The sequence below is a fragment of the Massilia sp. HP4 genome (assembly GCF_005222695.1).
GTDB lineage: Bacteria > Pseudomonadota > Gammaproteobacteria > Burkholderiales > Burkholderiaceae_D > Telluria.
Genome location: NZ_STGG01000030.1, coordinates 37,661 through 60,514, shown reverse-complemented (window position 1 = coordinate 60,514; position 22,854 = coordinate 37,661). Strand labels below are relative to the sequence as shown.

At 67.1% G+C, this 22,854-nt stretch carries 15 protein-coding genes, 1 tRNA gene and 1 other RNA gene; 5 read left to right on the top strand and 12 right to left on the bottom strand.

Features of this window, described 5'->3' with window-relative positions; translation table 11 throughout:
- Positions 1 to 57: 57 nt before the first annotated feature.
- The 5 genes from E8M83_RS12015 to E8M83_RS11995 form a co-directional block, all read right to left on the bottom strand.
- Positions 58 to 147 (bottom strand) — tRNA-Ser (locus tag E8M83_RS12015).
- Between the two features lie 75 nt (positions 148 to 222).
- Positions 223 to 2,277 carry a bifunctional diguanylate cyclase/phosphodiesterase gene (locus tag E8M83_RS12010; protein WP_137173598.1) on the bottom strand — a complete coding sequence of 685 codons (2,055 nt, stop codon included), beginning with the start codon at positions 2,275 to 2,277 and terminating at the stop codon, positions 223 to 225.
- On the bottom strand, positions 2,270 to 3,454 hold the full coding sequence (locus E8M83_RS12005) for an HDOD domain-containing protein (RefSeq protein ID WP_137173597.1): 1,185 nt from the start codon (positions 3,452 to 3,454) through the stop codon (positions 2,270 to 2,272). The genes E8M83_RS12010 and E8M83_RS12005 overlap by 8 nt, the downstream gene beginning before the upstream one ends.
- 92 nt (positions 3,455 to 3,546) lie before the next feature.
- On the bottom strand, positions 3,547 to 4,188 hold the full coding sequence (locus E8M83_RS12000; protein WP_137173601.1) for a response regulator transcription factor: 642 nt from the start codon (positions 4,186 to 4,188) through the stop codon (positions 3,547 to 3,549).
- Position 4,189: 1 nt separating this feature from the next.
- Entirely contained in the window at positions 4,190 to 5,563 is a 1,374-nt protein-coding gene (locus tag E8M83_RS11995; RefSeq protein ID WP_137173596.1) for a cache domain-containing protein, read from the bottom strand.
- A 205-nt stretch (positions 5,564 to 5,768) separates the two neighbouring features.
- Between E8M83_RS11995 and E8M83_RS11990 the strand changes: the two genes are divergently transcribed.
- The 4 genes from E8M83_RS11990 (at position 5,769) to E8M83_RS11975 (ending at position 13,346) form a co-directional block, all read left to right on the top strand.
- Entirely contained in the window at positions 5,769 to 7,835 is a 2,067-nt protein-coding gene (locus E8M83_RS11990; RefSeq protein ID WP_137173595.1) for a carbon starvation CstA family protein, read from the top strand.
- Complete coding sequence (locus tag E8M83_RS11985; protein ID WP_137173594.1) at positions 7,835 to 8,029, top strand: YbdD/YjiX family protein; 195 nt, start codon at positions 7,835 to 7,837, stop codon at positions 8,027 to 8,029. Before E8M83_RS11990 ends, E8M83_RS11985 begins: the two co-directional genes overlap by 1 nt.
- A 222-nt stretch (positions 8,030 to 8,251) precedes the next feature.
- A complete protein-coding gene (locus tag E8M83_RS11980; RefSeq protein WP_137173593.1) occupies positions 8,252 to 11,170 on the top strand; it encodes a response regulator in 2,919 nt (972 codons plus the stop codon).
- A gap of 1 nt (position 11,171) precedes the next feature.
- A complete protein-coding gene (locus E8M83_RS11975; RefSeq protein ID WP_137173592.1) occupies positions 11,172 to 13,346 on the top strand; it encodes a bifunctional diguanylate cyclase/phosphodiesterase in 2,175 nt (724 codons plus the stop codon).
- A gap of 21 nt (positions 13,347 to 13,367) precedes the next feature.
- On the opposite strand, the gene E8M83_RS11970 is transcribed toward E8M83_RS11975, so the two are convergent.
- The gene (locus E8M83_RS11970; protein ID WP_137173591.1) at positions 13,368 to 15,791 is read right to left on the bottom strand and encodes a penicillin acylase family protein; all 2,424 of its coding nucleotides are present in this window, start codon (positions 15,789 to 15,791) and stop codon (positions 13,368 to 13,370) included.
- A 168-nt stretch (positions 15,792 to 15,959) separates the two neighbouring features.
- On the opposite strand from E8M83_RS11970, the gene E8M83_RS11965 reads away from it, so the two are divergent.
- Positions 15,960 to 16,274, top strand: a complete 315-nt coding sequence (locus E8M83_RS11965; RefSeq protein WP_137173590.1) for a hypothetical protein — start codon at positions 15,960 to 15,962, stop codon at positions 16,272 to 16,274.
- On the opposite strand, the gene E8M83_RS11960 is transcribed toward E8M83_RS11965, so the two are convergent.
- From E8M83_RS11960 to ubiD, 6 genes are all read right to left on the bottom strand, one after another.
- Entirely contained in the window at positions 16,265 to 17,434 is a 1,170-nt protein-coding gene (locus E8M83_RS11960) for a glycosyltransferase (protein ID WP_137173589.1), read from the bottom strand. The two genes, E8M83_RS11965 and E8M83_RS11960, sit on opposite strands and share 10 nt — an antisense overlap.
- Positions 17,435 to 17,512: 78 nt before the next feature.
- Positions 17,513 to 18,103 (bottom strand): recombination mediator RecR, encoded by a 591-nt coding sequence (gene recR, locus E8M83_RS11955; RefSeq protein WP_137173588.1) that lies wholly within the window; start codon positions 18,101 to 18,103, stop codon positions 17,513 to 17,515.
- Positions 18,104 to 18,162: 59 nt separating this feature from the next.
- Positions 18,163 to 18,492, bottom strand: a complete 330-nt coding sequence (locus E8M83_RS11950) for a YbaB/EbfC family nucleoid-associated protein (protein ID WP_137173587.1) — start codon at positions 18,490 to 18,492, stop codon at positions 18,163 to 18,165.
- A gap of 41 nt (positions 18,493 to 18,533) precedes the next feature.
- Positions 18,534 to 20,687: a DNA polymerase III subunit gamma/tau gene (locus tag E8M83_RS11945; RefSeq protein WP_137173586.1), complete on the bottom strand. Its 2,154-nt coding sequence runs from the start codon at positions 20,685 to 20,687 to the stop codon at positions 18,534 to 18,536.
- A gap of 146 nt (positions 20,688 to 20,833) precedes the next feature.
- An RNA gene (gene ffs, locus E8M83_RS11940) (signal recognition particle sRNA small type) lies at positions 20,834 to 20,932 on the bottom strand.
- Positions 20,933 to 20,999: 67 nt separating this feature from the next.
- A complete protein-coding gene (ubiD, locus tag E8M83_RS11935; RefSeq protein ID WP_137173585.1) occupies positions 21,000 to 22,484 on the bottom strand; it encodes a 4-hydroxy-3-polyprenylbenzoate decarboxylase in 1,485 nt (494 codons plus the stop codon).
- Between the last annotated feature and the right edge of the window lie 370 nt (positions 22,485 to 22,854).

The following is a 22,854-nucleotide window of genomic DNA, read 5'->3' as shown; positions in this document are numbered from 1 at the left end:
ATTCCGGTTCGCAGAAACAAAAAAGCCGTCGAAAATCAACGGCTTGATCGTGAAAACTGGCGGAAGCGGTGAGATTCGAACTCACGAACGGCTCACACCGTCGGCAGTTTTCAAGACTGCTGCCTTCAACCACTCGGCCACGCTTCCCTAGGGAACCGGCATTATACATAAATCATCTCGGCTGGTCAGGTTGTTCCCGTATTGCGTCGAGACGGTACCTTCTCACCCAATCAACAACCAGTTATCCCTCAAACACCGCTCGAACTCATACGCCGGCAACGGCGCCGCATACAGATACCCCTGCACCTCGTCGCATCCCGCGTCGCGCAAGAATTCGAGCTGATCCAGCGTCTCCACCCCTTCCGCGATCACGCGCAGGCAAAGCTGCCGCGCCATGCTCACAATGGTCCCCGCAATCGCACAATCGCTCGCGTCCTTCGGAATCCCGGTGGTAAACGACCGATCGATCTTCAAGGTCTGGATCGGGAATCGCTTCAGATACGACAAGCTCGAATAACCCGTCCCGAAATCGTCGAGCGACAACGACACCCCCAACGACGTGATCCGGTCCATGATCGCCGTCACCCGCTCGAAGTCGTGCATCAGGGTACTCTCGGTGATCTCCAGTTCCAGCCACGAAGGATCGAGCTGATAACGGCGCAAGGTGTCCGACACCCGCCCCGGCAACGACTGCGTGAACTCCCGCGCCGACACGTTCACAGCGAGCCTGAACGGCGCAATGCCCGAGCGCTGCCAGATCGCCGCCTGCGCGCAGGCCTGCTCCAGCACCCACTCGCCCACCTGCACGATCAGCCCCGTGGTCTCGGCCAGCGGTATGAACTCCGACGGCGGCACGATGCCGCGCTGCGGATGCACCCAGCGCACCAGCGCCTCGGCGCCGACGATGCGCCCGCTGGCGATCTCGAACTTGGGCTGGTAGTACAAAATCAGTTCGCCATTGCCCAGCGCATGGCGCAGGCCCGACTCGATCCGCATGCGCTCCTGCATGCCCTTGTTCATGTCCTGGCTGTAGAACGCGACGCTGCGGTCCGGATTGGCGTCGGCACGCTTGGCGCGCTCCATCGCGATGTCGGCCAGTCCCAGTAAGGTCTCGGCATCGTTGCCATCCTGCGGATACACGCTGATGCCGATGCTGGCGCCCACGCGCAGGTCGTGCCCGCCGATATAGAACGGCGCGTCGAGCGAGGCCTGCAGCTTCTGCGCCACCGTGGTGGCCTCGAAGTGCTGGCGGATGTCGGACAGCCCCACCGCGTACTCGTCGCCCGACAGGCGTGCCACCACGTCTTCGTCGCGCAGCGCGTCCTTGAAACGCTGGCCTACCTGCCGCAGCAGTTCGTCGCCGATGCGGCGGCCCAGGGTGTCGTTGATGCGCTTGAAGCGATTCAGGTCGACGAACATCACGCAACCGCCAAGGTCGTTGCGCTGGGAACCCATCAGGGCCTGGTCGACCAGGCGCGCGAACAAGGTGCGGTTCGGCAGGCCGGTCAGCTCGTCGTAATAGGCCAGGTGGTGCAGCTGTTCCTCGGCCTGCTTGCGCTCGGTGATGTCGGTGAGATAGGCGATCAGTCCCGTCGGCCGGTCGGCCAGGTCGCGCAGCGGCGACAGCGACAGGCTGGCCCAGAACACCTCGCCCGATTTTTTCCGGCGCCGCACTTCCATCATGCGCCCGCCCTGCTCCGCGAACAGGTCGGGCTGCATGTCGCCGCTATCGTCTTCGTCGGCGTACAAGAACAGGATGTTGCGGCCGATCGCTTCCAGCGCAGTGTAGCCGAACAGCTGCTCGGCGCCGCGGTTCCAGCTGGTGATGTAGCCCATCTGGTCCATCGTCAGCACCGACTCGTGGATCTGGTCGAGGATCTGCGACTGGTGCGCCAGTTGCGCTTCCATCTGGGCATAGGCGTGGGTGGAGCGCTGCGCCAGCGCATGCATCTGCATCAGGCTGGCCGTCAGGTGGGCCAGCGCCACCAGCTTGCGCTCGGTCTCGGGGCAGTAGCCTTCGCCGCCGCTTACCTCGTACCAGCCGAACTGCTCGATGCCGGCCGCCACCGCGTGGCGCAACAAGCGCGCGCCCGGCAGGTTCGGGTCGATCAGGCCGGCGCCCGGGACGAAGCGCCCGTCCGGACTGCCCGTCAGCAGCGCCGCCAGCCGTCCCAGCTCCTGGTGCAGGGCCTCGCCGCGCAGGCGCAGGATGGCGTCGCAGACGGCGGTCGTGCCGCCGACGAAGTCGAAGGAAACCAGTTCGCGCAGGTCAGACATTCCGGCCCACCTGGATTGCCCAGTGGTAGGCGTGCAGCTGGCTGGCCCACCAGTCGCCCGGGCTCACCCCGGCTTCTTCCAGCGCCAGCGCGTCCGGCTGCGTCTCGGCCAGCCGCAGCCAGGCGCCCAGCCGGCCGCGCCGCTCGAGCAGGGCGCCGGCCACCCCGTCGGGCAGGTACAGGTCGGCCGCGATCGCCGCCATCGGCATGTGCAGCAGGCGGTCGAGCAGCGAGAACACGCCGGTCATGAAGGCCAGGTCTTGCGCATCGCGGTCGCCGCCCGCCGCGCGGCTCAAGGCTTCCAGTTGCGCAGCGCGCCGCGCCGCCAGCGGCAGCAGCAGGTTCGGCAGCCCGTCCGGCTGCTGGCGCGCGTACAGCAGCAGCTGCAGCCAGCGCTGCAGCTGGCGCCGGCCGAGCACCGTGATCGCATGGGCGAAGCTCGTGATCTCGGTGCTCACCGCAAAGGCCGCCGAGTTGACCAGCTTGAGCAGGTGATAGGCCAGGGTCGGGTCCTGCTTGATCTGGTGTTCAAGCTCGCGCGATTCGGCGTCGCGCGCCAGCAACCCCAGCAAGGTCAGGATGCGGCGGCGCGAGCTGCCGTCGTCGTCCGCCGACGGCGCGGCGTCCGGGTCGTAAGGATAGTCGCCGCTGAACCAGTCGAAGCCGGCGATCTCGCATGTGGAAAAGTCGCGCGCGCGGTCGACCCCATGCGCCAGGTGCGGTCCGAACAGGGCCACCAGGCGGCCCGGTGGCAGCGCCGTGGCGCGATCGGCGCGCTCGGCGCGGCAGTCGCGCGCCACGGCGCGCAGCGCCGCTGGCGCCTTCGTGCCTTCGGGGACGTTGCCGTCGAGCCAGATGCGGTAGCCGCAGGCGTGCAGCTCGGCCAGTTGGCGCGCGGCGCTGCCGGCGTTCAGCGCGGCGGCCGCGATCACCAGGCCGACGCGATTGGCCGGCAGCAGGGCCAGCACCGGCACCGTCAGGGCGGCCGGGCTGTCCAGGTGCAGCAGGCAGTCGAGGGGTGCGATCGCGTCCAGGAGCTCGGAGCCGGCGAACATCACTTGCAGGCGTTGCGGCAGGTCGGCGCCCGGCGGCAGCCGCAAGCTGAGCGCCACCCACTCGTTCTGCGCATTGGCGACAGGGTCGATTGCTACCAGCGGATATTGTCCCTGCTCGGCCATAGGATGTTTCTCAGTAATATTCAGTCAATCTTATTGCACCGAATACTTTAAAGCAACAGCAATGTTTCCCAGTGGATACCGAGATGTCACTCTCAGTTGCTACCGGCGCGCTGCACCGCGAAACGGATCAGCTCGGCCTGGCCTTCGATGCCCAGTTTGCGCTTGATGTTCAGGCGGTGGGTCTCGACCGTGCGCACCGACAGATCGAGGTCGCGCGCGATCTGCTTGTTCGACTGGCCGGCGGCGATATGCTTGAGCACTTCCTGTTCGCGCGCGGTCAGCTGGTCGCTCGGCGCGGCCGGATTGGCCAGCTGGCGCGCCAGCGCGGCGCTGTAGTAGATGCCGCCTCCCATCACGGTTTCGATGGCCAGCACGATGTCCTTGCCCGGCGCATCCTTGAGCACATAGCCGCGCGCGCCGGCCGCCATGGCCTGGCTCACGTATTCGGGCTTGTCGTGCATCGACAACATCAGCACCGCGATGCCGGGATAGCGCGCGGTGAGCTGGAACGTGGCTTCGATGCCGCTGCCGCCGCGCATGTTCACGTCCATCAGCACCAGGTCGGGGTGGAATTCGCCGGCCCGCGCCAGCGCATCCTCGCCCGAGCCGGCTTCGGCCACCACGGTCAGGTGGGGCGCCGACTCGAGCCGCGCGCGCAGGCCGTCGCGCACCAGCGGATGGTCGTCCACCAACAGGATCTTCACTTCTCTTACTTCGTTCACGTCACCATTCATATCACCAATCACGGCCTTGCTCCTTCACATCGATGCTGGCCACCACCCGGGTGCCAGTGGAGGACGACACGATCGACAGGCGTCCGCCGATCGCCTCCATGCGCTCCATCATATTCCTTAGACCGATGCCGCGCTTCGGGTGCACAGCCACGCCATCCGTGTCGAAGCCCACGCCGTCGTCGGCGATGCACAGGCTGACCACGTCGCCCACCCGCTCGAGCACCATCTCGATATGGCGCGCCTGGGCGTGGCGCTCGACATTGGTCAGCGCTTCTTGGGCGATGCGGAACAGGACCGTGCCCACGATCTCGGGCAGCGCGTCGACCGCGCCCGCCGCGCGAAAGCGCACCGGGGCGCCCGCGTGTTCGCCGAATTCGCTGGCCAGGTGGTCCAGCGCCGGCGCCAGGCCCATATCGTCGAGCAGGGTCGGACGCAGGTCGTGCGAGATGCGGCGCACCTCGCCCAGCAGCGTCTTGACCTGCTCGACCGTGCGTTCCAGGCCGGCGCGGCCCTGCTCGCGGCGCGCGGCGTCGCCATCGATGCGGATGATGCCGGCTTCCAGCTGCAGCTTGACCGAGACCAGCGCCTGGCTGATCCCGTCGTGCAGGTCGCGCGACAGGCGCGCCCGTTCTTCTTCCTGCGATTCCACCACGCGCTGGGCCAGCGCCTTCAGCTTGGCGTCGGCGACTCTTCCCTCGCTGATGTTCAGGGCCAGGCCGCCGCCGGCCACGCCGACCGCCGCCACGGTGGCCAGCACCGCCATCCACAACAGCGTCTCTTCGATATTGCGCGACTGCTGGGCGTCGACCAGCGCCAGCGCCGACTCGACGTCGTCGAGGTAGATGCCGGTGCCCATCACCCAGTTCCAGTGCGCGATCGGCACCACGTAGCCCAGCTTGGGCGCCGGCCGGTTGCTCGACGGCTTGGCCCAGGTGTAGCGCAAGAAGCCCCCGCCCTGGCTGGCCAGCGCGATCAGGCGCTGGATGGTCGGCGCGCCGGTCGAGTCGCGCCATTCCCACATATCGGTGCCCACCAGCTCCGGCTGGCGCGGGTGCATCAGGTTCTTGCCGCGGTCGTCGTAGACGAAGAAGTAGCCGTCGTCGCCATAGCTCAGGCTCGACAGGATGCGGATCGCTTCCTGCTGGGTGGCCGCGCCGCTGTCGCCGGTGCGGGTCAGGTGCGCGATCGAGCGCGTCGCCAGCTCGACGTAGTGGCGCAGCTCGGCCTCCTTGCTCGCCAGGTAGGCGCGCTGGATGGTGGCGCGCTGCTCGGCCGCCAGGGTCACCGCCTGCTGGCGCACGTAGAGCGCGATCGCGCACAGCGCCACGATCAGCGGCACGACTGCCAGCACGATCACTTTTTGCCTCAGCCGCATATGCCTTCCGCATGGTTCGATTCGAAGGCCTGCATTCTACGTCCGATGAGAGAAAGACCGGGCTACGTAGGACTACGTAGGGACTGCGTAATCATGCGCTTGCGGTACTGACAATAGTGCAAGATACTCAACGGCATGCTGTAAATAATGGCGTCGGCACGTACTGGCGTAAAAAAAGCATCAATCCACTTCGGAGGAGTCACCCATGAAACGTCTCTCGAGCATGCTCGGATGGATCGCCTTGTCCATCCTGGGCGCGTTCTCGCTCGGCTACATCGCGCTCAAGCGCGGTGAAACCATCAACGCCATCTGGATCGTCGCGGCCGCCGGCTGCGTCTACCTGATCGCCTACCGCTTCTACTCGCTGTTCATCGCCACCAGGGTGATGGGGCTCGACCCCACACGCCAGACCCCGGCCTACAAGTTCAACGATGGCCTCGACTATGTGCCGACCAACAAGAACGTCCTGTTCGGCCACCACTTCGCCGCGATCGCCGGCGCCGGCCCGCTGGTCGGCCCCGTGCTGGCGGCGCAAATGGGCTACCTGCCCGGCATGATGTGGATCCTGGCCGGCGTCGTGTTTGCCGGCGCGGTGCAGGATTTCATGGTGCTGTTCATGTCCACCCGCCGCGACGGCCGTTCGCTGGGTGACTTGATCAAGTCCGAGATGGGTGAGATCCCCGGCCTGATCGCACTGCTCGGCACCTTCATGATCATGGTGATCATTCTCGCCGTGCTGGCGCTGATCGTCGTGAAGGCCCTCACCGGTTCGCCGTGGGGCACCTTCACCGTGATGGCAACCGTCCCGATCGCGCTGTTCATGGGGATTTACTCGCGCTATGTGCGCGTGGGCCGCATCGGCGAGATCTCGCTGATCGGCTTCGTCCTGCTGATGCTGGCCATCATCGGCGGCCAGTGGGTGCACGATTCGCCGACCTGGGGCCCGATGTTCACCTTCACCGGCACCGAACTGACCTGGATGCTGATCGGTTATGGTTTTGTCGCCGCGGTCATCCCCGTGTGGCTGCTGCTGGCGCCGCGCGACTACCTGTCCACCTTCCTCAAGATCGGCACCATCCTGGGCCTGGCGATCGGCATCATCGTGGTCGCCCCTGACCTCAAAATGCCGGCCATGACCAAGTTCATCGACGGCAGCGGCCCGGTTTGGTCCGGCAACATCTTCCCCTTCCTGTTCATCACGATCGCCTGCGGCGCGGTGTCGGGATTCCACGCGCTGATCTCGTCCGGCACCACCCCCAAGATGCTGGAAAACGAAACCCAGGCCCGCTTCATCGGCTACGGCGGCATGCTGATGGAAAGTTTTGTGGCCATCATGGCGCTGATCGCCGCGTCGACCATCGACCCGGGCATCTACTTCGCCATGAACAGCCCGGCCGCGCTGCTGGGCACCACCGCGCAGTCGGCGGCGCACGCAGTCTCGCAGATGGGCTTCGTGATCACCCCTGAAGCACTGGAGCAGATGGCACGTAACGTCGGCGAGCACACCATCATCTCGCGCGCCGGCGGCGCACCGACGCTGGCGGTCGGCATGGCCGAGATCCTGTCGAACCTGGTGGGCGGACCGGCCATGATGGCGTTCTGGTACCACTTCGCGATCCTGTTCGAGGCCTTGTTCATCCTGACCGCGGTCGATGCCGGTACCCGTGCGGGACGCTTCATGCTGCAAGACCTGCTGGGCGCCTTCAACCCATCGCTCAAGCGCACCGACTCGCTGCCGGCCAACCTGCTGGCCACCGGCCTGTGCGTCGCGGCCTGGGGTTACTTCCTGTACCAGGGCGTGGTCGATCCGCTGGGCGGCATCAATACCCTGTGGCCGCTGTTCGGCATCGCCAACCAGATGCTGGCCGGGATCGCGCTGATGCTGGGCACCTGCGTGCTGTTCAAGATGAAGCGCGCCAAGTATGCCTGGGTCACCATCATGCCGACCCTGTGGCTGCTGGCCTGCACCCTGACCGCCGGCTGGCAGAAGATCTTCCACAGCGATCCACGCATCGGCTTCGTCGCCCACGCCAACAAGTACCAGGCGGCGCACGACGCGGGCGAGATCCTGGCGCCGGCCAAGTCGATCCTCGACATGGAGCGCATCATCTTCAACGACTACGTCAACGCCAGCCTGGCCGGCTTCTTCATGTTCGTCGTGCTGGCGGTGCTGTACTACGGCATCCGCACGGTGATGGATGCGCGCAAGTCGACTGCGCCGACCGCCAAGGAGTCGCCGTACGTCGCCATGCCCGCCGCGCAGGTGCCGTGATGTTCGGCACCCTCAAACAGGCCGGCAACTACCTCGGGCAAAGCCTGCGGCTGATGGTCGGCCTGCCCGAGTACGACACCTACCTGGCGCATATGGAGCGTACGCACCCGGACCAGGCGCCGATGACGTACGAGGAATTCTTCCGCGAGCGCCAGGAGGCGCGGTATGGGGGAAGCCGGGCGTCGTGCTGCTGATGGGGGCATGATGGCTCGATCGAAGGGACGCCGCGGCGTCCCTTCTTTTTTGCGCCCGTCTGTGCTAATTGCGACATGGAATTGTTCCCTTTGCCACATTTGCGATGTCGCAAAGCTGCCCCCTCCCCTAGTGCGTATATTTTTTTCCTGCGGGATCTTGCCCGCTAGGAGGATCTGCACCGTTGCCGGATCCGCTGCGCTGTGCCGTTTGCGGGAACCGCGATGCAGAATTTCGAGCGCTCTAGCCTGAACCGGAAGCTGAACGTCATTTCGCTGCTGTCGACGGCGACCGCGCTGCTGTTCGTCTTCATCGCCTTCGCCGTCAGCTCGACTATCAGCCACCGCCAGGCCGAACACCTGCAACTGGCCGCCTTCGCGCGCGTGATTGGCGCCGCCAGCAGCGGCGACCTGATGCTGGTCGACAGGCGCCAGGCCAATACCACGCTGGCCGCGCTCGAGGCCCAGCAAGACATTTCAGCGGCCGTGCTGTACGACCGTTTCGGCCGCGCGCTGGCCGAGTACCGCGCGCCGTCGCGCCTGGGCGCCAAACTGGCGCCGCTGACCGATCTCGAACCGGATACCGTGGCCGCGGCCAACCGCGCCGGCCGCGCCCTGCTGTCGCGCCATATGCGGGTGGTGCACGAGGTGCGCCATGGCGCGCTGCCGGTCGGCGCGGTGATGATCGAGGCCGACCTGCTGCCGATGTGGGTCGACATCCTCGCGAGCCTGGTCGTGATCGGGCTGGCGATGGGGGCGGCCCTGCTGGTGTCGCTGGGGCTGGCCAAGTCCCTCAAGCGCAGCATCGCCGAGCCGATCGCCAAATTGATCCATGCCGCGCAAAAAGTCTCTGCCAGCCAGAACTACGCCTTGCGCGTTCAGCACACGCGCAGCGACGAGCTGGGCGTGCTGATCGACAGTTTCAACACCATGCTGGCCCAGATCGAGGACCGCGGCGCGGCCCTGCTGCACCACCGCGACGAGCTCGAACGCCAGGTCGGCGTGCGCACCGAACAGCTGGAGAAGGCCAAGAATGCGGCCGAAGCGGCCAGCCGCGCCAAGAGCGGTTTTCTCGCCACCATGAGCCACGAGATCCGCACGCCCATGAACGGGGTGCTGGGCATGACCGACATGCTGCTGGCCACCGAGCTCACCGAGGCCCAGCGCAACTACACGCAGCTGGTCAAGCGCTCGGGCGAGCACCTCCTGGTCATCATCAACGACATCCTGGATTTCTCGAAGATCGAGGCCGGCAAGCTCACCATCGAATACATCAACTTCAACCTGTGGGACCTGCTGGACGACATCCACAATGTGTACACCCCGCAGGCGGCGGCCAAGGGCCTGGGCTGCGACTTCGACATCGCCAACGACATCCCAGTAGCGATCTGCGGCGATCCGAACCGGCTGCGCCAGATCATGGCCAACCTGATCGGCAACGCGATCAAGTTCACCCTTGAAGGCCGCATCATGGCGCGAGTGCGGGTGGCCGGAGAAAACGCGCAGCGGGTGGCGCTGCGCTTCGAGGTGCACGACACCGGCATCGGCATCTCGCGCGACGCCCGGGCGCGCATCTTCAACGCCTTCTCGCAGGCCGACGATTCCACCACCCGCAAATATGGCGGCACCGGCCTTGGCCTTGCCATCTCGAAGCAGCTGGTGGAACTCATGAAGGGCACGATCGGCGTCGAGAACGCGCCCAGGCAGGGCTCGATCTTCTGGTTCACGGTCAGCTTCGACAAGCGCCGCGTCGACCCCGATGCGCCCGGCCACCGCCAGCACACGCTGGAGGGCCTGCGGGTGCTGGTGGTGGACGAGCAGGACGCCAGCCGCGCCGAGCTGGTGCAGCAGCTGGAAGCCTGGCGCGCCTCGTGCGAAGGCGTGGCCAGCGCGGCGGCCGCCTTCGAGCACCTGGTGAGCGCCGCGCGCGCCGGCCGCGCCTTCGATGCGGCGGTACTCGACATGGAGCTGACCCAGACCAGCGGCCTGGCGCTGGCGGCCTCGGTGCGCGCCGAGGCGGTGGCGCGGTCCACCCCGATTCATACCCATTTTGTATTGCTCAGTCCCGAGCGGCTGGCCGCCGATCCGGTGCAGCGGCGCGAGGCCGGCGTGGCCTACCAGCTGGTCAAGCCGGCGCGCGCGGCCGACCTGTTTGCCTGCCTGACGGCGCGCGCGGCGCGGCTACGCCATCCCGCCGCCGGTCCCGCCCCGGCGCACCCTTCGGCCCACCCTTCGGCGGCGCCGTTCGAAGCCCCCCGGTCGCGGCCGGCAGCGCGGCTGCACCCGGTACGGCGCGCGCGGCGCGTGCTGCTGGCCGAGGACAATCCGGTCAATGTCGAAGTGGCGCGGGCGATGCTGGAAAGCCTGGGCCTCGAGACCCATTGCGCCCGCAATGGCCAGGAGGCTTTGAACGCGGTGCAGGAAGGCGGCTGGGATGCAGTGCTGATGGATTGCCAGATGCCGGTGATGGACGGCTTCGCCGCCACCGGCGAGATCCGCCGCCACGAGCGCGAAATGGGCCGCGCGCGCACCTTGCCCGTGATCGCGATCACCGCCAATGCACTGCAGGGCGACCGCGAAGCCTGCCTCGCGGCCGGCATGGACGACTATCTGTCCAAGCCGTTCACCCAGCAGCAGCTGGCGGCCGTGATCGGACGCTGGGTCGCGCTGCCGCTGCTGGCCGAACGTCATCACGACGACGAGCCAGAAGACACGTTCGAGGCCGAGCTGGCGCCACCGCCCGCCGCGCCTGCGGCGCCGGTGCAGGCGCCGCCCCCGCCAGCGGCGCACGATCCGGTCAATCGCACCGCCCTCGAAAAGATCCGCGCGCTCAGCCGTGATGCCGGCGACGTGCTGGTGCAGAAGGTCATCAATGCCTATGTGGGCGACACCCCGCGCCACCTGCACGGGCTGCGCCAGGCGGTGAACGCGCGCGACGCCGAGAACCTGCGCCGCATCGCCCACGGCCTCAAGTCGGCCAGCGCCAATATCGGCGCGGCGCGCCTGGCCGTGCTGTGCCGCGACCTGGAACAGCTCGGCCGCAATGGCAGCGTCGACGGCGCCGCATCCCTGCTGGCCGACATGGAGCGCGAATTCCAGTCGGTGCGCCAGTCGCTCCACGCCCTGCTTGAAAAGGAATCCTGACATGCCAGCTTCTGCCTCCACCCAGCGCGGGACGGTGCTCGTCGCCGACGACGATCCCGTCATGCGCCTCCTGATGCTCGAGATGCTGGCCCAGGTCGGGCTGCAAGGCATCGAGGCCGGCGACGGCCTGGAAGCGGTCGGGCTGGCGCAGGAACGGGCGCCCGACCTGATCCTGATGGACGTCGACATGCCGCGCATGGACGGCTTCACGGCCTGCGGCGCGATCCGCGCCGCCGAGAAAAACGGCGCCTGCGTGCCGATCGTCATGGTCACCGGCAGCGACGACGTCGAAGCCGTGACCCAGGCCTACGAGGCCGGCGCCACCGATTTCGTCTCGAAGCCGATCAACTGGCCGATCCTCGGCCACCGCGTGCTGTACGTGCTGCGCGCCAGCGACGCCATCGCCCGCCTGCGCATTGCCGACGCCCAGAACCGCGCGGTGCTGGAAGCGATTCCCGACACCTTCTTTCGCCTGAATGCGGACGGCTTCTATCTCGACTATGAACCTGGGCATACGCGCGTGCGGCAGGAGCGCCCCGGCCAGCACTGTCCCGGCCGTCCCGCCAATGGTCCCTTCGCGGGCACGCCCTTCATCGGCAAGCACCTGGCCGACACGCTGCCACCCGAGATCGCGACGCGCATGCTGGAGCAGATGAAGACCGTGCTCGCCACCCAGCAGGTGCGCTCGGTCGAGTACGAGCTGGTCGAATGCGGCGACGTGCTGCATTTCGAGGCGCGCCTGGTGGCCACCAGCCCGTCCGAAGTGCTCGGCCTGGTGCGCGACATCAGCGAAAGGAAGCGCGCCGAAGAACAGATCCGGCGCCTGGCCTATTGCGACAGCCTGACCGGCATCCCGAACCGCCAGGCTTTTCTCGAGACGCTCGAACGCGAACTGCAACGCGCCAAGATGGGCAACAAGAAGTTCGCGGTGCTGTTCATGGACCTCGACGCCTTCAAGCGCATCAACGACACGCTGGGCCACAACGCCGGCGACCAGCTGCTCAAGATGGTATCGGAGCGCCTGCGCGAAACCACCCGTCCGAGCGACCTGGTCTCGCGCGGCGAAGGCAGCGAACCACGCGATGCCGGCGCGACCAACCTGGCGCGGCTGGGCGGCGACGAATTCACGATCCTGATCCCCGACCTGGAGCGGGTCGAGCATGCGCTGAACGTCGCCACCCGCGTCAAGGAAGCGATGCGGCGGCCCTTTATCATCGAGGGCAACGAGATCTTCGTCACCGCCAGCATCGGCATCTCGCTGTTTCCCGAAGACGGCGACGATTGCGGATCGCTGCTGAAATTCGCCGACACCGCGATGTACCACGCCAAGAACTGCGGCAAGAACAACGCCAAGTTGTACAGCTCCTCGCTGACCATGCAGATCATGAGCCACGTGAAGCTCGAAGTCGGCCTGCGCCGCGCGCTGCAGAACGACGAGCTATACCTGGTCTACCAGCCGCAGCGCGACGTGCGCACCTCGGAAATCGTGGGCGTCGAGGCGCTGGTGCGCTGGCGCCACCCCGAGCGCGGGCTGGTGCCGCCGACCGAGTTCATCCCGCTGGCCGAGGAGACCGGCCTGATCGTGCCGATCGGCGAATGGGTGCTGCGCACCGCCTGCCGCCAGGCGCGCACCTGGCAGCGCCTGACGCGGCGCCTGCTACGGATCGCGGTCAACCTGTCGGCCAAGCAGTTCAAGGACGAGAACCTGTCGCAGATCGTGCTGTCTGCCCTGAACGACACCGGGCTCGAGCCGCGCCTGCTGGAGCTGGAGCTGACCGAAGGCACCCTGATGGACGATGCGCGCGCCACCATGGTGACGCTGGAGCAGCTGCGCGGCATCGGCGTGCACCTGTCGATCGACGATTTCGGCACCGGCTACTCGTCGATGAATTATCTGAAACGCTTCGACGTGCGCGCGCTGAAGATCGACCGCAGCTTCATCGCCGGCCTGCCGCAGGACTCGGAAAATGCCGCCATCACGCGCGCCATCATCGCCATGGCCCACGGCCTCAAGATGGTGGTGGTGGCCGAGGGCGTCGAGACCAACGAACAGCTCCTGCTGCTCGAGGAGCTGGGCTGCGACATGGTGCAGGGCTACTACCTCGGCCATCCTTCGAGCGCCGAGAAGATCACCGGGATGCTGCACCATGCGCAGCAGGCCTTGCCGGCCAAATAACGGTCGGCTTCAGGGCACGGGTCAGGGTACGAACCGCAAGGTATGCTGCACCGGCCCCGGCAATAGTGGCGTCGGCTTGCCCTCGACCCAGGCCGCGTGATCGCGCAGGAAGAACGGCGACAGCGGATGCCCGCTCTGCCCGCCCGGCATGTTATACAGGCCCTCTTCTTCGCGGCCGGGCGACACCGTCAAGCGCTCCGACTGGCCGAAGTTCGGCCCCGCCACGCGCGGCATGTGGGCGTCGCCCGCCAGCGGCTCGCCCGGCGCCGCGAGCCACGGGCGCAGCGCGGGAACGGCCATGCTGATCGGATGCGCGATATCGGCCGTATTGCGCTGGCCCCAGGAGGCCTCGGCCAGCGGTATCCGCGCATCCTGCAGCGCCGCGATGGCGCGGTCGACCGCCGCCAGCTGCAGCGCGCGCCATGAGGCGTGGCCGGCCGGCAGCCAGGCCTGCGGCTGCTGGTCGAGCAGGCGCGCCGCCACGGCCTGCCAGCGGGTGCTGGCGGCAGCCGCGCTGGCCTTCGGGTCGATCTCCTTCAGGGCCGCGTTGACGCGGCCGTACAGCAGGTCGTGCACGGCCCACATGAAGTCGCGCGCCAGGCGGTAGCCGACCGACTCGACACTTGCCCTGCCGCTCCAGCTGCCCTCCAGCAGCCGGCGGAACTCGGCGCGCTGCGGGTGGCCCTCGAGCGCCTGGGCGTCGAGCACGCCCAGTGCGCGCTGGCGCCAATCGCCGACCAGGATGGCGCGGTCGTCGAGGGCTGCATCGAAGGCCTGGCGCACGTCGAGCCTGGCCCCCATGGCCAACAGACCCTCATGCAGCTGGCGGTTGCGCTGGCCCAGGTCGTAGCCGCCGTCACCCAGCAGCGCATGGCCGCCACCCATCAGCTGGCGGCTGTTGGCGGTCGTGATCTGGCCGTCGCCCGGGTTCACGATGCGCGGGTGGTCGGCATACGGCAGCACACCAGCCCAGGTCGATGCGGCGCTATCCGGCGCGAACGGAAAACTGGCTGCCGGCGTGGCGGCCTGCGGATCGCCGGCGCGGCGCGGCAGCAGGCCGGCGATCGTCCAGCCGATATTGCCGTGCACGTCGCCAGCGACGAAGTTCTGGGCCGGGATGCCGTCGCTGGCGGCAGCACGCAGCGCATCCTCGACATTGGCGACCGACTCCAGCTTCAGGTGGTTCATGTTCAGCGCGGCCGGATCGTGGGCGATCCAGCGCACCGCGTAGCTGCGCTGGGCCACCGTGCGGATCGGTCCGAGCGAAGTCTCCTGCACCACCATGCGCTCGGGCGCGGCGCCTTTCACGGCGATCGACTCGACGTGCTCGCGCGGCGTCTCCCAGCCGCCCGGCAGGCGCACCTGTCCGGGACGGGCCGGATCGCGCTGCAGCTCGACCAGGTCGAGCGAATCGGCATAGCTGTTGGTGAAGGCCCAGGCCACTTGCCCATTGCTGCCGACGATGACGGAGGGCGGCGCGCCGGGCAGGCTGACGCCGGCCAGGCGGCGCTGGCCGCCGGGCGCAGCCGGGTCGGGGAAGCGCAGCACCAGGCGGTACCAGATATTCGGCAGCCGCAGCCCCAGGTGCATGTCGTCGGCCACGATGGCGGCGCCGGTGCTGCTGCGGCTGCCGGCCAGCGCGTAGTTGTTGCTGCCGACCGAGTCGGTCACGTCGAGGCCGGCCAGCCTGACCGGGGCGCCGGGGACGGTGGGCGCTGCGCCCCACCAGGCCGGGGCCTGCGGCGGCAGCGGGCCAGAAGCCGGCGCCTTGCCCTTGTCGAGCGTTGCATCGAAAGCCGTCGCCTCGGGCAGCAGGAAGGCCAGTTGCGCGTCGTCGCTGTGTTCGCGCAGCCAGCCGCGCGCCAGCTCGCGCGCCTGCTGGGCGCCCTGCAGGTCGATATACATGGCCCAGACCACCAGCAGCGAATCGGGCGCCGTCCACGGCCGCGGCGCGGCGCCGGTCAGCGCATATTCGAAGGGACGCGCGCCGAGCGCCTCGATGCCATCGTTGACGCCTTGCGCATAGCGCTCGAGCAGCGCGCGCTCGTTGGCCGGCAGGCGCGCCAGGGTCGCCTCGGCGCGGGCGCGGAAGCGGTGCAGGCGGTTGCTGCGGTCGGGCGGCAAGGCCTTGGGCCCGAACAGCTCGGCCAATTCGCCGGCCGCCGTGCGGCGCAGCAAATCCATCTGGAAGAAGCGCTCCTGGCCGTGGACGAAGCCGGTCGCATAGGCCACGTCCTGCCGGCTGGCGCCGCTGATCACGGGCACGCCATCGGCGTCGCGCTCGACCCTGACCTCGGCCGACAAGCCATCCACCCGGCGCTCGCCATCGAGCTGGGCCAGGCTGGCGCGCAGGAACAGCCATGCGGCCAGGATTGCCAGCAGCACCAGCGCCAGCAGCGCCCCCACCCCGCGCAGGGTCCATGTCTTCCATCGGGACTTGCCCATTACCTAGCCTCCTTGTCAGGGGGCGTATTCTGCCAGAAAATTGCCATAAAAATCTCATCCAGGTGAGGCAGCTGGCAAAACCGGCGTGTTTGTTTGCTATCGCACGCGGAGGGACCGGCACTGGTGCTATGCTTGGGTCATCCTGCTCGAGCAGCGAAAGGAATCATCATGCAAGCCAACGTCAACCGCGCAAGAAGGCCTTCGCTCCTGCGCCTGTCCGCCGCCCTCGGCCTGGCCGTGCTGGCCAGCGCCTGCTCCACGCCGCAAGAAAAATCCGCGCGCGCGCAATCCGAAATGGCGCAACTCATGAGTATCTACGGCCCGGCGTGCAGCCAGCTCGGCTATACCGCGAACACCGATCCATGGCGCGAATGCGTGCTGCACCTGGGCACGCGCGAAGAATTGCAGCGCATGGGCACCGCCAACGGTCCGTATGGCTCGTGGCGCTACCGCGGGGGCGGCTACTGGGGTCCTTACTGGTAAAGCCTGGCGCGAACATACGATGGCGCGTCCTGCGCGCCGATCGGTGTTTTGCAACTCGGACTGTCCAGCGGCAGCAGATTGCAGTAATGCATCAGCAATTGGGCGAACACGGTCGCCCAATCGAATGACGATGCGGCCTTGCGGCGCGCATTGGCGCCGAGGGTCGCTAGGTCGCGGGCGCTTGCGCAGCTGATCGCCTCGGCCAGGCTGGCGGGGCAATTCGGTCGGGCGAGCATGCCCGTGTGTTCGTCGACCAGTTCGGCGACGGCGCCCGCCTCGGTCGCTACCACCGGCAGCCCGCACCCCATCGCTTCCAGCACGATCAAGCCGAAGGTTTCGCAATCGCCCGGATGCACCAGCAGGTCGCAGCTGGCCAGGATGCGCGCCAGCGCGCGCTGGTCGCGCTGGAACGGTATGCGGCTGATCCGCGCGCCGGGCGGGACGTCGAACGCGGCCTCAATCGGTCCGACCATCAGCAAGTGAAAAGCCGGGCCAAGCAACCCCATCGCCTTCAGCAGCACGTCGAGCTTCTTGTCGGCCGTAAAGCGGCCGGCGTAGACCAGCAGGCGCACATCGGGCGCCAATCCCAGCCGCTCGCGCAGCGCAGCGTCGCGGCGGCCGGGGTGAAAAATGCGGCAATCGACGCCGAGCGGCTGGTGCAGGGCGCCGTCGATCCCCATCGATTGCAATTGCCCGACCATCAGGCGGCTCGGCGCCAATACCAGGTCGAACTGGCCATAGAGCTGCGCCAGGTAGCGCCGGGTGAGCTGGGAGGCGTGCGCGCCGAAGCGGTTCGCTATCAGGCGCGGCAGGTCGGAATGGTAGAAGGCCACGGCCGGGATGCCCAGCCGGTCGCGCGCGCGCAGCGCGGCCCAGGCACAGTGGCCGGCGTCGCCCACCTCGACCAGGTCGGGCCGCAGCAGGCGCAAGTGGCGCGCGATGGCGGCCACCGACAGCGGCATGCGGTAGCCATGCAAGCCCGGCAGGGACAGGCCGGGAATGCGCTGCCGCGAGGACACTGCCCCGGCGCCAACGTTGGGACTGAGGATGGTATGGCGCGCCTGTGCCTGGCGCGCCAGCCACACCGACTTGGCGTTCAGGTAGGTGCTGACGCCGCCGCCCTCGGCGGCATAGAACATCGTGAGGTCGACGATATGCATGGCCGGTCCGTTGAAAAAATCACGATAGCAGCGGTTTGCCGGCCGGGTTTGCGCGCACGCAGGCCGTCCGGATTACAGTCAGGCGCTGCGGCGATCGAGCATCGCGCGTGCGATCGTGCCGGCGTCGACGTATTCGAGTTCGCCCCCCACCGGCACGCCGCGCGCCAGGCGGCTGACCTTCAGGCCGCGCGCCTTGAGCATCTCGCTGATGTAGTGGGCGGTGGCTTCGCCTTCATTGGTGAAATTGGTTGCGAGCACGACTTCGCCGACCGCGCCATCGGTGGCGCGGTTGACGAGCTTGTCCAGGGCCAGGTCGCGCGGACCGATGCCGTCCAGCGGCGACAGCCGGCCCATCAGCACGAAATACAGGCCGCGCCAGGTCAGGGTCTGTTCGATCATGATCTGGTCGGCCGGGGTCTCGACCACGCACAGCAGGGTGTGGTCGCGCTCCGGGTCGGCGCATAGCGCGCAGATCTCGATGTCCGAGAAGGTATTGCACTTGACGCAGTGATGCACCGTGTCGACCGCCTGATAGAGCGCGCGCGACAACTGCGCCGCACCTTCGCGGTCATGCTGCAGCAGGTGGAAGGCCATGCGCTGGGCCGACTTGGGGCCCACGCCCGGCAAGCGGCGCAGCGATTCGATGAGAAATTCGAGCGAGGTCGACATAGTGAGCGCCGCGCCGGCGATACGCCGGCGAAGCTGGCCTTGGTGGGTCTATGCGTGGATCAGAAAGGCATCTTGAAGCCAGGCGGCAGGCCTGGCATGCCGGCGGTCAGGCCGCTCATCTTTTCGGCGGCGGTCGCCTCGGCCTTGCGCACGGCGTCGTTGAACGCGGCCGCGACCAGGTCTTCCAGCATGTCGCGGTCGTCGCCCAGCAGCGATGGGTCGATGGTGACGCGCTTGACGTCGTTCTTGCAGGTCATGACGACCTTCACCAGGCCGGCACCCGACTGGCCTTCGACTTCGATCAGAGCCAGCTGCTCCTGCGCCTTCTTCATATTGTCCTGCATGGCTTGCGCCTGTTTCATCAAGCCTGCGAGCTGGTTTTTCATCATGGTGGGTTTCTCCAAAAGTCGGATGGTAAATGAAGGGCCGGTCAGGCGACCTTGACCGAGCCGGGCACGACGAACGCGTCGAAGCGTCGCTCGAGCTCTTGCACGAAGGGATCGGCCGCGACGATGGACTCGGCCAGGCGCTGGCGCTCCTCGCGCGCGGCTTTCTGCTCGGCGCCGGCGGTGTACCACACCGGGCCGATCTCGGACTCCACGCTCACGCGGAAGTCGGGGAAATGTTCTTGCAGCGCAGCCGCCAGTTTTTCGCTATTGCCGCTGGCACGCAGCGTATCGACCGGCACCCGCAGCTTGAAGGTGACGGCGCGCTCGTGGGCGACGCAAGAGACCAGTTCGGTCTGCAACGCCAGCTGCTGGGCCACGCCGCGCAGCGGCAGGCTGCCGGCCAGGGCCGGCCAGTTGCCGTCCCAGTCGATCTCTGGCACCGGCGTGACGACGTAGCTGTGCGGCGGCGCGGCCGGCGCGCGCACCTGGGGCGCGGGCGCGACCACGGCCGGCGCCTCCGCGGCGACGGCGGTGTCGTCCGAAAAATCGGTGACCCAGGACGGTACCTCGTCTTCCATCTGCTGCTGCGGCTGCGGCCGGGCCTGCATCGACGGTTGCGATTGGGCCGTGGCTTGGCCGCCGTCCCATGGCGGCGCCGCGGCCGGCGTGGCCTGGCGCGCTTGCGGCGCCGAAGGCATCGAGGCCGCCGGACCGGGGGCCGGTGGCGCCGCTGGCGGTGGCGGTGGCGGTGGCGGCGCCGCGGGTGTCGGCTCGCTTGGCGCGGCATCGGCGCCGGGGCGTTTCGGCGGCGCGCGCATGCCCGAGGCGGCGCGCGCGGCTTCGAGCGCGGCATTGATCGCGGCCCGTGCCGAGGTCATGGCCGGCGCACCAGGCGCGGCGGCGGCGGTCGGCGCGCCCGGCGCGGGCCGTGGCGGCGCAGCCGGCGCCGCTGCCTGCGGTGGCGGCGCGGCTGGACGCGGCGACACCGCGGCATGGCTGGCAGCCGCCGCCGCGGCGGCGCGCGCGGCCGGTGCGCCGTTCACGTGAGCCCCGGACGCGGCGGCAGGCGGCGCCGCGGATGCTTCTGCCCCACCCTGTCCGGGGCGAAAGGCGAGCATGCGCAGCAGGGTCATGGTGAAACCGGCGTATTCATCCGGCGCCAGGCCGATCTCGTTGCGGCCATGCACGGCGATCTGGTAATACAGCTGCACCTCTTGCGGCTCGAAGGCTTCGGCCAGGCGCATGATGTCGGCCAGCTCGGGCAGGTCTTGCGGCACGGCGCCGGGCACCGATTGCGCCAGCGCGATCCGGTGCAGCAAGGTGCCCAGGTCTTGCAGCGCGCCGTTATACGACAGGCTGCGGCTGGCCATCTCGTCGGCCACCGCCATCAGGTCGGCGCCGTCCTGCGCCACCAGGGCGTCGAGCAGGCGCACCAGGTAGGATTGGTCGAGCGCGCCGAGCATGCCCTGCACCGCGTCGAGCGTGACCTGGCCGGCCGCATAGGCGATCGCCTGGTCGGTGAGCGAGAGCGCATCGCGCATCGAACCGTGGGCGCCTTGCGCCAGCAGGCGCAGCGCCGGCTGTTCGAACGTCACTTGCTCCTGGCCCAGGATGTTCTCGAGATGGCCGACGATGTGACCCGGCGGCATCTGCTTGAGGTTGAACTGCAGGCAGCGCGACAGCACCGTGACTGGAATCTTTTGCGGGTCGGTGGTCGCCAGGATGAACTTGACGTGCGGCGGCGGTTCTTCGAGCGTCTTGAGCATCGAATTGAACGCGTGGTTGGTGAGCATGTGCACCTCGTCGATCATATAGACCTTGAAGCGCGCATTGCTCGGCGCGTAGACGGCCTGCTCCAGCAACTGGGCCATCTCGTCCACGCCGCGGTTGGACGCCGCGTCCATCTCGATATAGTCGACGAAGCGGCCGGCATCGATCGCGCGGCAGGCCTCGCACTGTCCGCACGGCTCGGCCGTGATCCCGCCCTGCCCGTCCGGGCCGGTGCAATTGAGCGACTTGGCCAGGATGCGCGACAAGGTGGTCTTGCCGACCCCGCGCGTACCCGTGAACAGATAGGCATGGTGCAGCCGCTCCGTACGCAAGGCATGGCTCAGCGCACGGACCACGTGCTCCTGGCCGACCAGCGTTTCGAAGTTCTTGGGACGGTATTTGCGGGCGAGGACTTGATAGGACATGCCACGATTTTACCGCAGATGGCGGTCATCGCGAACAATCCGCGGGCGGGCTCTTGCGAAACTGGAAAGAAAAACCGACGCGATGGACGTGCGAGCGCCAGCGACTGGCCGGAAGATAAAAAGGGAGTTACTACGGGGAAGAGATAAGAGGCGAGCCTGATCTGCGGCACTTGCGGTGAACGGCTTTGGCTGCTTCGTTCCCGACCTGACCAGGTAAACCATGCCACAATGCGCAGGGGCCCGCCAGCGCTCATTATACCCGACGACAGGCGTTTGGGGAAAGGCCGGCGGCGCGGCGCCGGCCATGGCCGATTAAATGCCCAACTGCTGCCAGATCGCGTCGACTTTTTCCTTCACCTCGGGCGCCATCACGATCGGGGTGCCCCACTCGCGATTGGTTTCACCTGGCCACTTATTAGTAGCATCGATCCCCATCTTGCTACCCAGGCCGCTGATTGGCGAAGCGAAGTCGAGGTAGTCGATCGGGGTGTTGTCGACCAGGACCGTATCGCGGGTCGGGTCGACCCGGGTCGTGATGGCCCAGATCACCTCTTTCCAGTCGCGCACATTGACGTCCTCGTCCACCACCACGATGAACTTGGTATACATGAACTGGCGCAGGAAGCTCCAGACGCCGAACATGACGCGCTTGGCGTGGCCCGCATACTGCTTTTTCATCTGCACCACCGCCATGCGGTAGCTGCAGCCTTCCGGCGGCAGATAGAAATCGGTGATTTCGGTGAACTGCTTCTGCAGCAGCGGAATGAAGACTTCGTTCAGCGCCACGCCCAGCACGGCCGGCTCATCCGGCGGTTTGCCGGTATAGGTCGAGTGGTAGATCGGGTCGCGCCGCATCGTGATGCGGTCGATGGTGAACACCGGGAAACTGTCCTGCTCATTATAGTAGCCGGTATGGTCGCCATACGGCCCTTCGAGCGCATGTTCGAAGCCGGACGGGTGGTTCTCGTCTGGATAGATATGACCTTCGAGCACGATCTCGGCCGACGCCGGCACCCGCAGCTCGCTGCCGATGGCCTTGGTGAGCGTGGTGCGGCTGCCGCGCAGCAGGCCGGCGAACTGGTATTCTGACAAGGTATCCGGCACCGGCGTCACGGCGCCCAGGATGGTGGCCGGATCGGCGCCCAGCGCCACCGCGATCGGATACGGCTGGCCCGGATTGGCCAGCGCGTGTTCGCGGAAATCGAGCGCGCCGCCGCGGTGCGCCAGCCAGCGCATGATGACCTTGTTCGGCCCCAGAACCTGCTGGCGGTAGATGCCCAGATTCTGGCGCTTCTTGTTCGGGCCCTTGGTGATCACCAGCCCCCAGGTAATCAATGGCGCGACGTCGCCCGGCCAGCAATGCTGGATCGGCAGCTTGCCCAGGTCGACATCCTTGCCCTCCCAGACGATTTCCTGGCACGGGGCACCTTTTACTTCTTTTGGCGCCATGTCCCACACCGCCTTGACGAGCGAGCCCATGCCCATGATGTCCTTGAAACCCTTGGGCGGCTCGGGCTCCTTCAGGCGCGCCAGCACGTGGCCGATCTGGCGCAGCTCGCTCAAGTCTTTGGCGCCCATGCCCAGCGCCACCCGTCTTGGGGTGCCGAACAGGTTGCCGAGAACGGGAATCGTGTGCCCGGTCGGCTTGTTGAACAGCAGCGCCGGTCCTTCGGCGCGCAGGGTTCGGTCGCACACTTCGGTCATTTCGAGGTGCGGCGATACCGGAATGTCAACACGTTTGAGGTCGCCCATGCGTTCAAGCTGGGCCATAAAATCTCGCAAGTCTGTATATTTCATCAAGTTTTGAGCATTTCTTCGATTGCAGAACGTAAGTGAGAGGGTCGTGCCAAGTGATTGATTCGTCAAGTGTTTCCATTTGGAAGGCGACCTCATCAGAACCAAAAGTAATAAGGATTGCGCGTGCTAGGGTTGACTTGATATAAGGTCCGCCCCTACAATCCGTCCTACTTGATGAGACGGCCTTACCTTTTTTGACACAATTTTAGCCGTTCTCATGCAATCTCGGGGTCGGGGCCCCATATGACATTTTAAGGAGTGTTTTCTCTTGGGCGTCTGCCCAATCCCCCCGAGACAGTTGTTGAGCCACTGGTCCCTGCCCTCCGGGTTAGCAGCCAGCTGAAGCAAAGCAATGACGGCGTTAGTCGGC

Bases quoted from the DNA above. Each gene is read 5' to 3' on its own strand.
- E8M83_RS12010 (WP_137173598.1), bottom strand. From the start codon at position 2,277: ATGTCTGACCTGCGCGAACTGGTTTCCTTCGACTTCGTCGGCGGCACG.
- E8M83_RS12005 (WP_137173597.1), bottom strand. From the start codon at position 3,454: ATGGCCGAGCAGGGACAATATCCGCTGGTAGCAATCGACCCTGTCGCC.
- E8M83_RS12000 (WP_137173601.1), bottom strand. From the start codon at position 4,188: ATGAATGGTGACGTGAACGAAGTAAGAGAAGTGAAGATCCTGTTGGTG.
- E8M83_RS11995 (WP_137173596.1), bottom strand. From the start codon at position 5,563: ATGCGGCTGAGGCAAAAAGTGATCGTGCTGGCAGTCGTGCCGCTGATC.
- E8M83_RS11990 (WP_137173595.1), top strand. From the start codon at position 5,769: ATGAAACGTCTCTCGAGCATGCTCGGATGGATCGCCTTGTCCATCCTG.
- E8M83_RS11985 (WP_137173594.1), top strand. From the start codon at position 7,835: ATGTTCGGCACCCTCAAACAGGCCGGCAACTACCTCGGGCAAAGCCTG.
- E8M83_RS11980 (WP_137173593.1), top strand. From the start codon at position 8,252: ATGCAGAATTTCGAGCGCTCTAGCCTGAACCGGAAGCTGAACGTCATT.
- E8M83_RS11975 (WP_137173592.1), top strand. From the start codon at position 11,172: ATGCCAGCTTCTGCCTCCACCCAGCGCGGGACGGTGCTCGTCGCCGAC.
- E8M83_RS11970 (WP_137173591.1), bottom strand. From the start codon at position 15,791: ATGGGCAAGTCCCGATGGAAGACATGGACCCTGCGCGGGGTGGGGGCG.
- E8M83_RS11965 (WP_137173590.1), top strand. From the start codon at position 15,960: ATGCAAGCCAACGTCAACCGCGCAAGAAGGCCTTCGCTCCTGCGCCTG.
- E8M83_RS11960 (WP_137173589.1), bottom strand. From the start codon at position 17,434: ATGCATATCGTCGACCTCACGATGTTCTATGCCGCCGAGGGCGGCGGC.
- recR (WP_137173588.1), bottom strand. From the start codon at position 18,103: ATGTCGACCTCGCTCGAATTTCTCATCGAATCGCTGCGCCGCTTGCCG.
- E8M83_RS11950 (WP_137173587.1), bottom strand. From the start codon at position 18,492: ATGATGAAAAACCAGCTCGCAGGCTTGATGAAACAGGCGCAAGCCATG.
- E8M83_RS11945 (WP_137173586.1), bottom strand. From the start codon at position 20,687: ATGTCCTATCAAGTCCTCGCCCGCAAATACCGTCCCAAGAACTTCGAA.
- ubiD (WP_137173585.1), bottom strand. From the start codon at position 22,484: ATGAAATATACAGACTTGCGAGATTTTATGGCCCAGCTTGAACGCATG.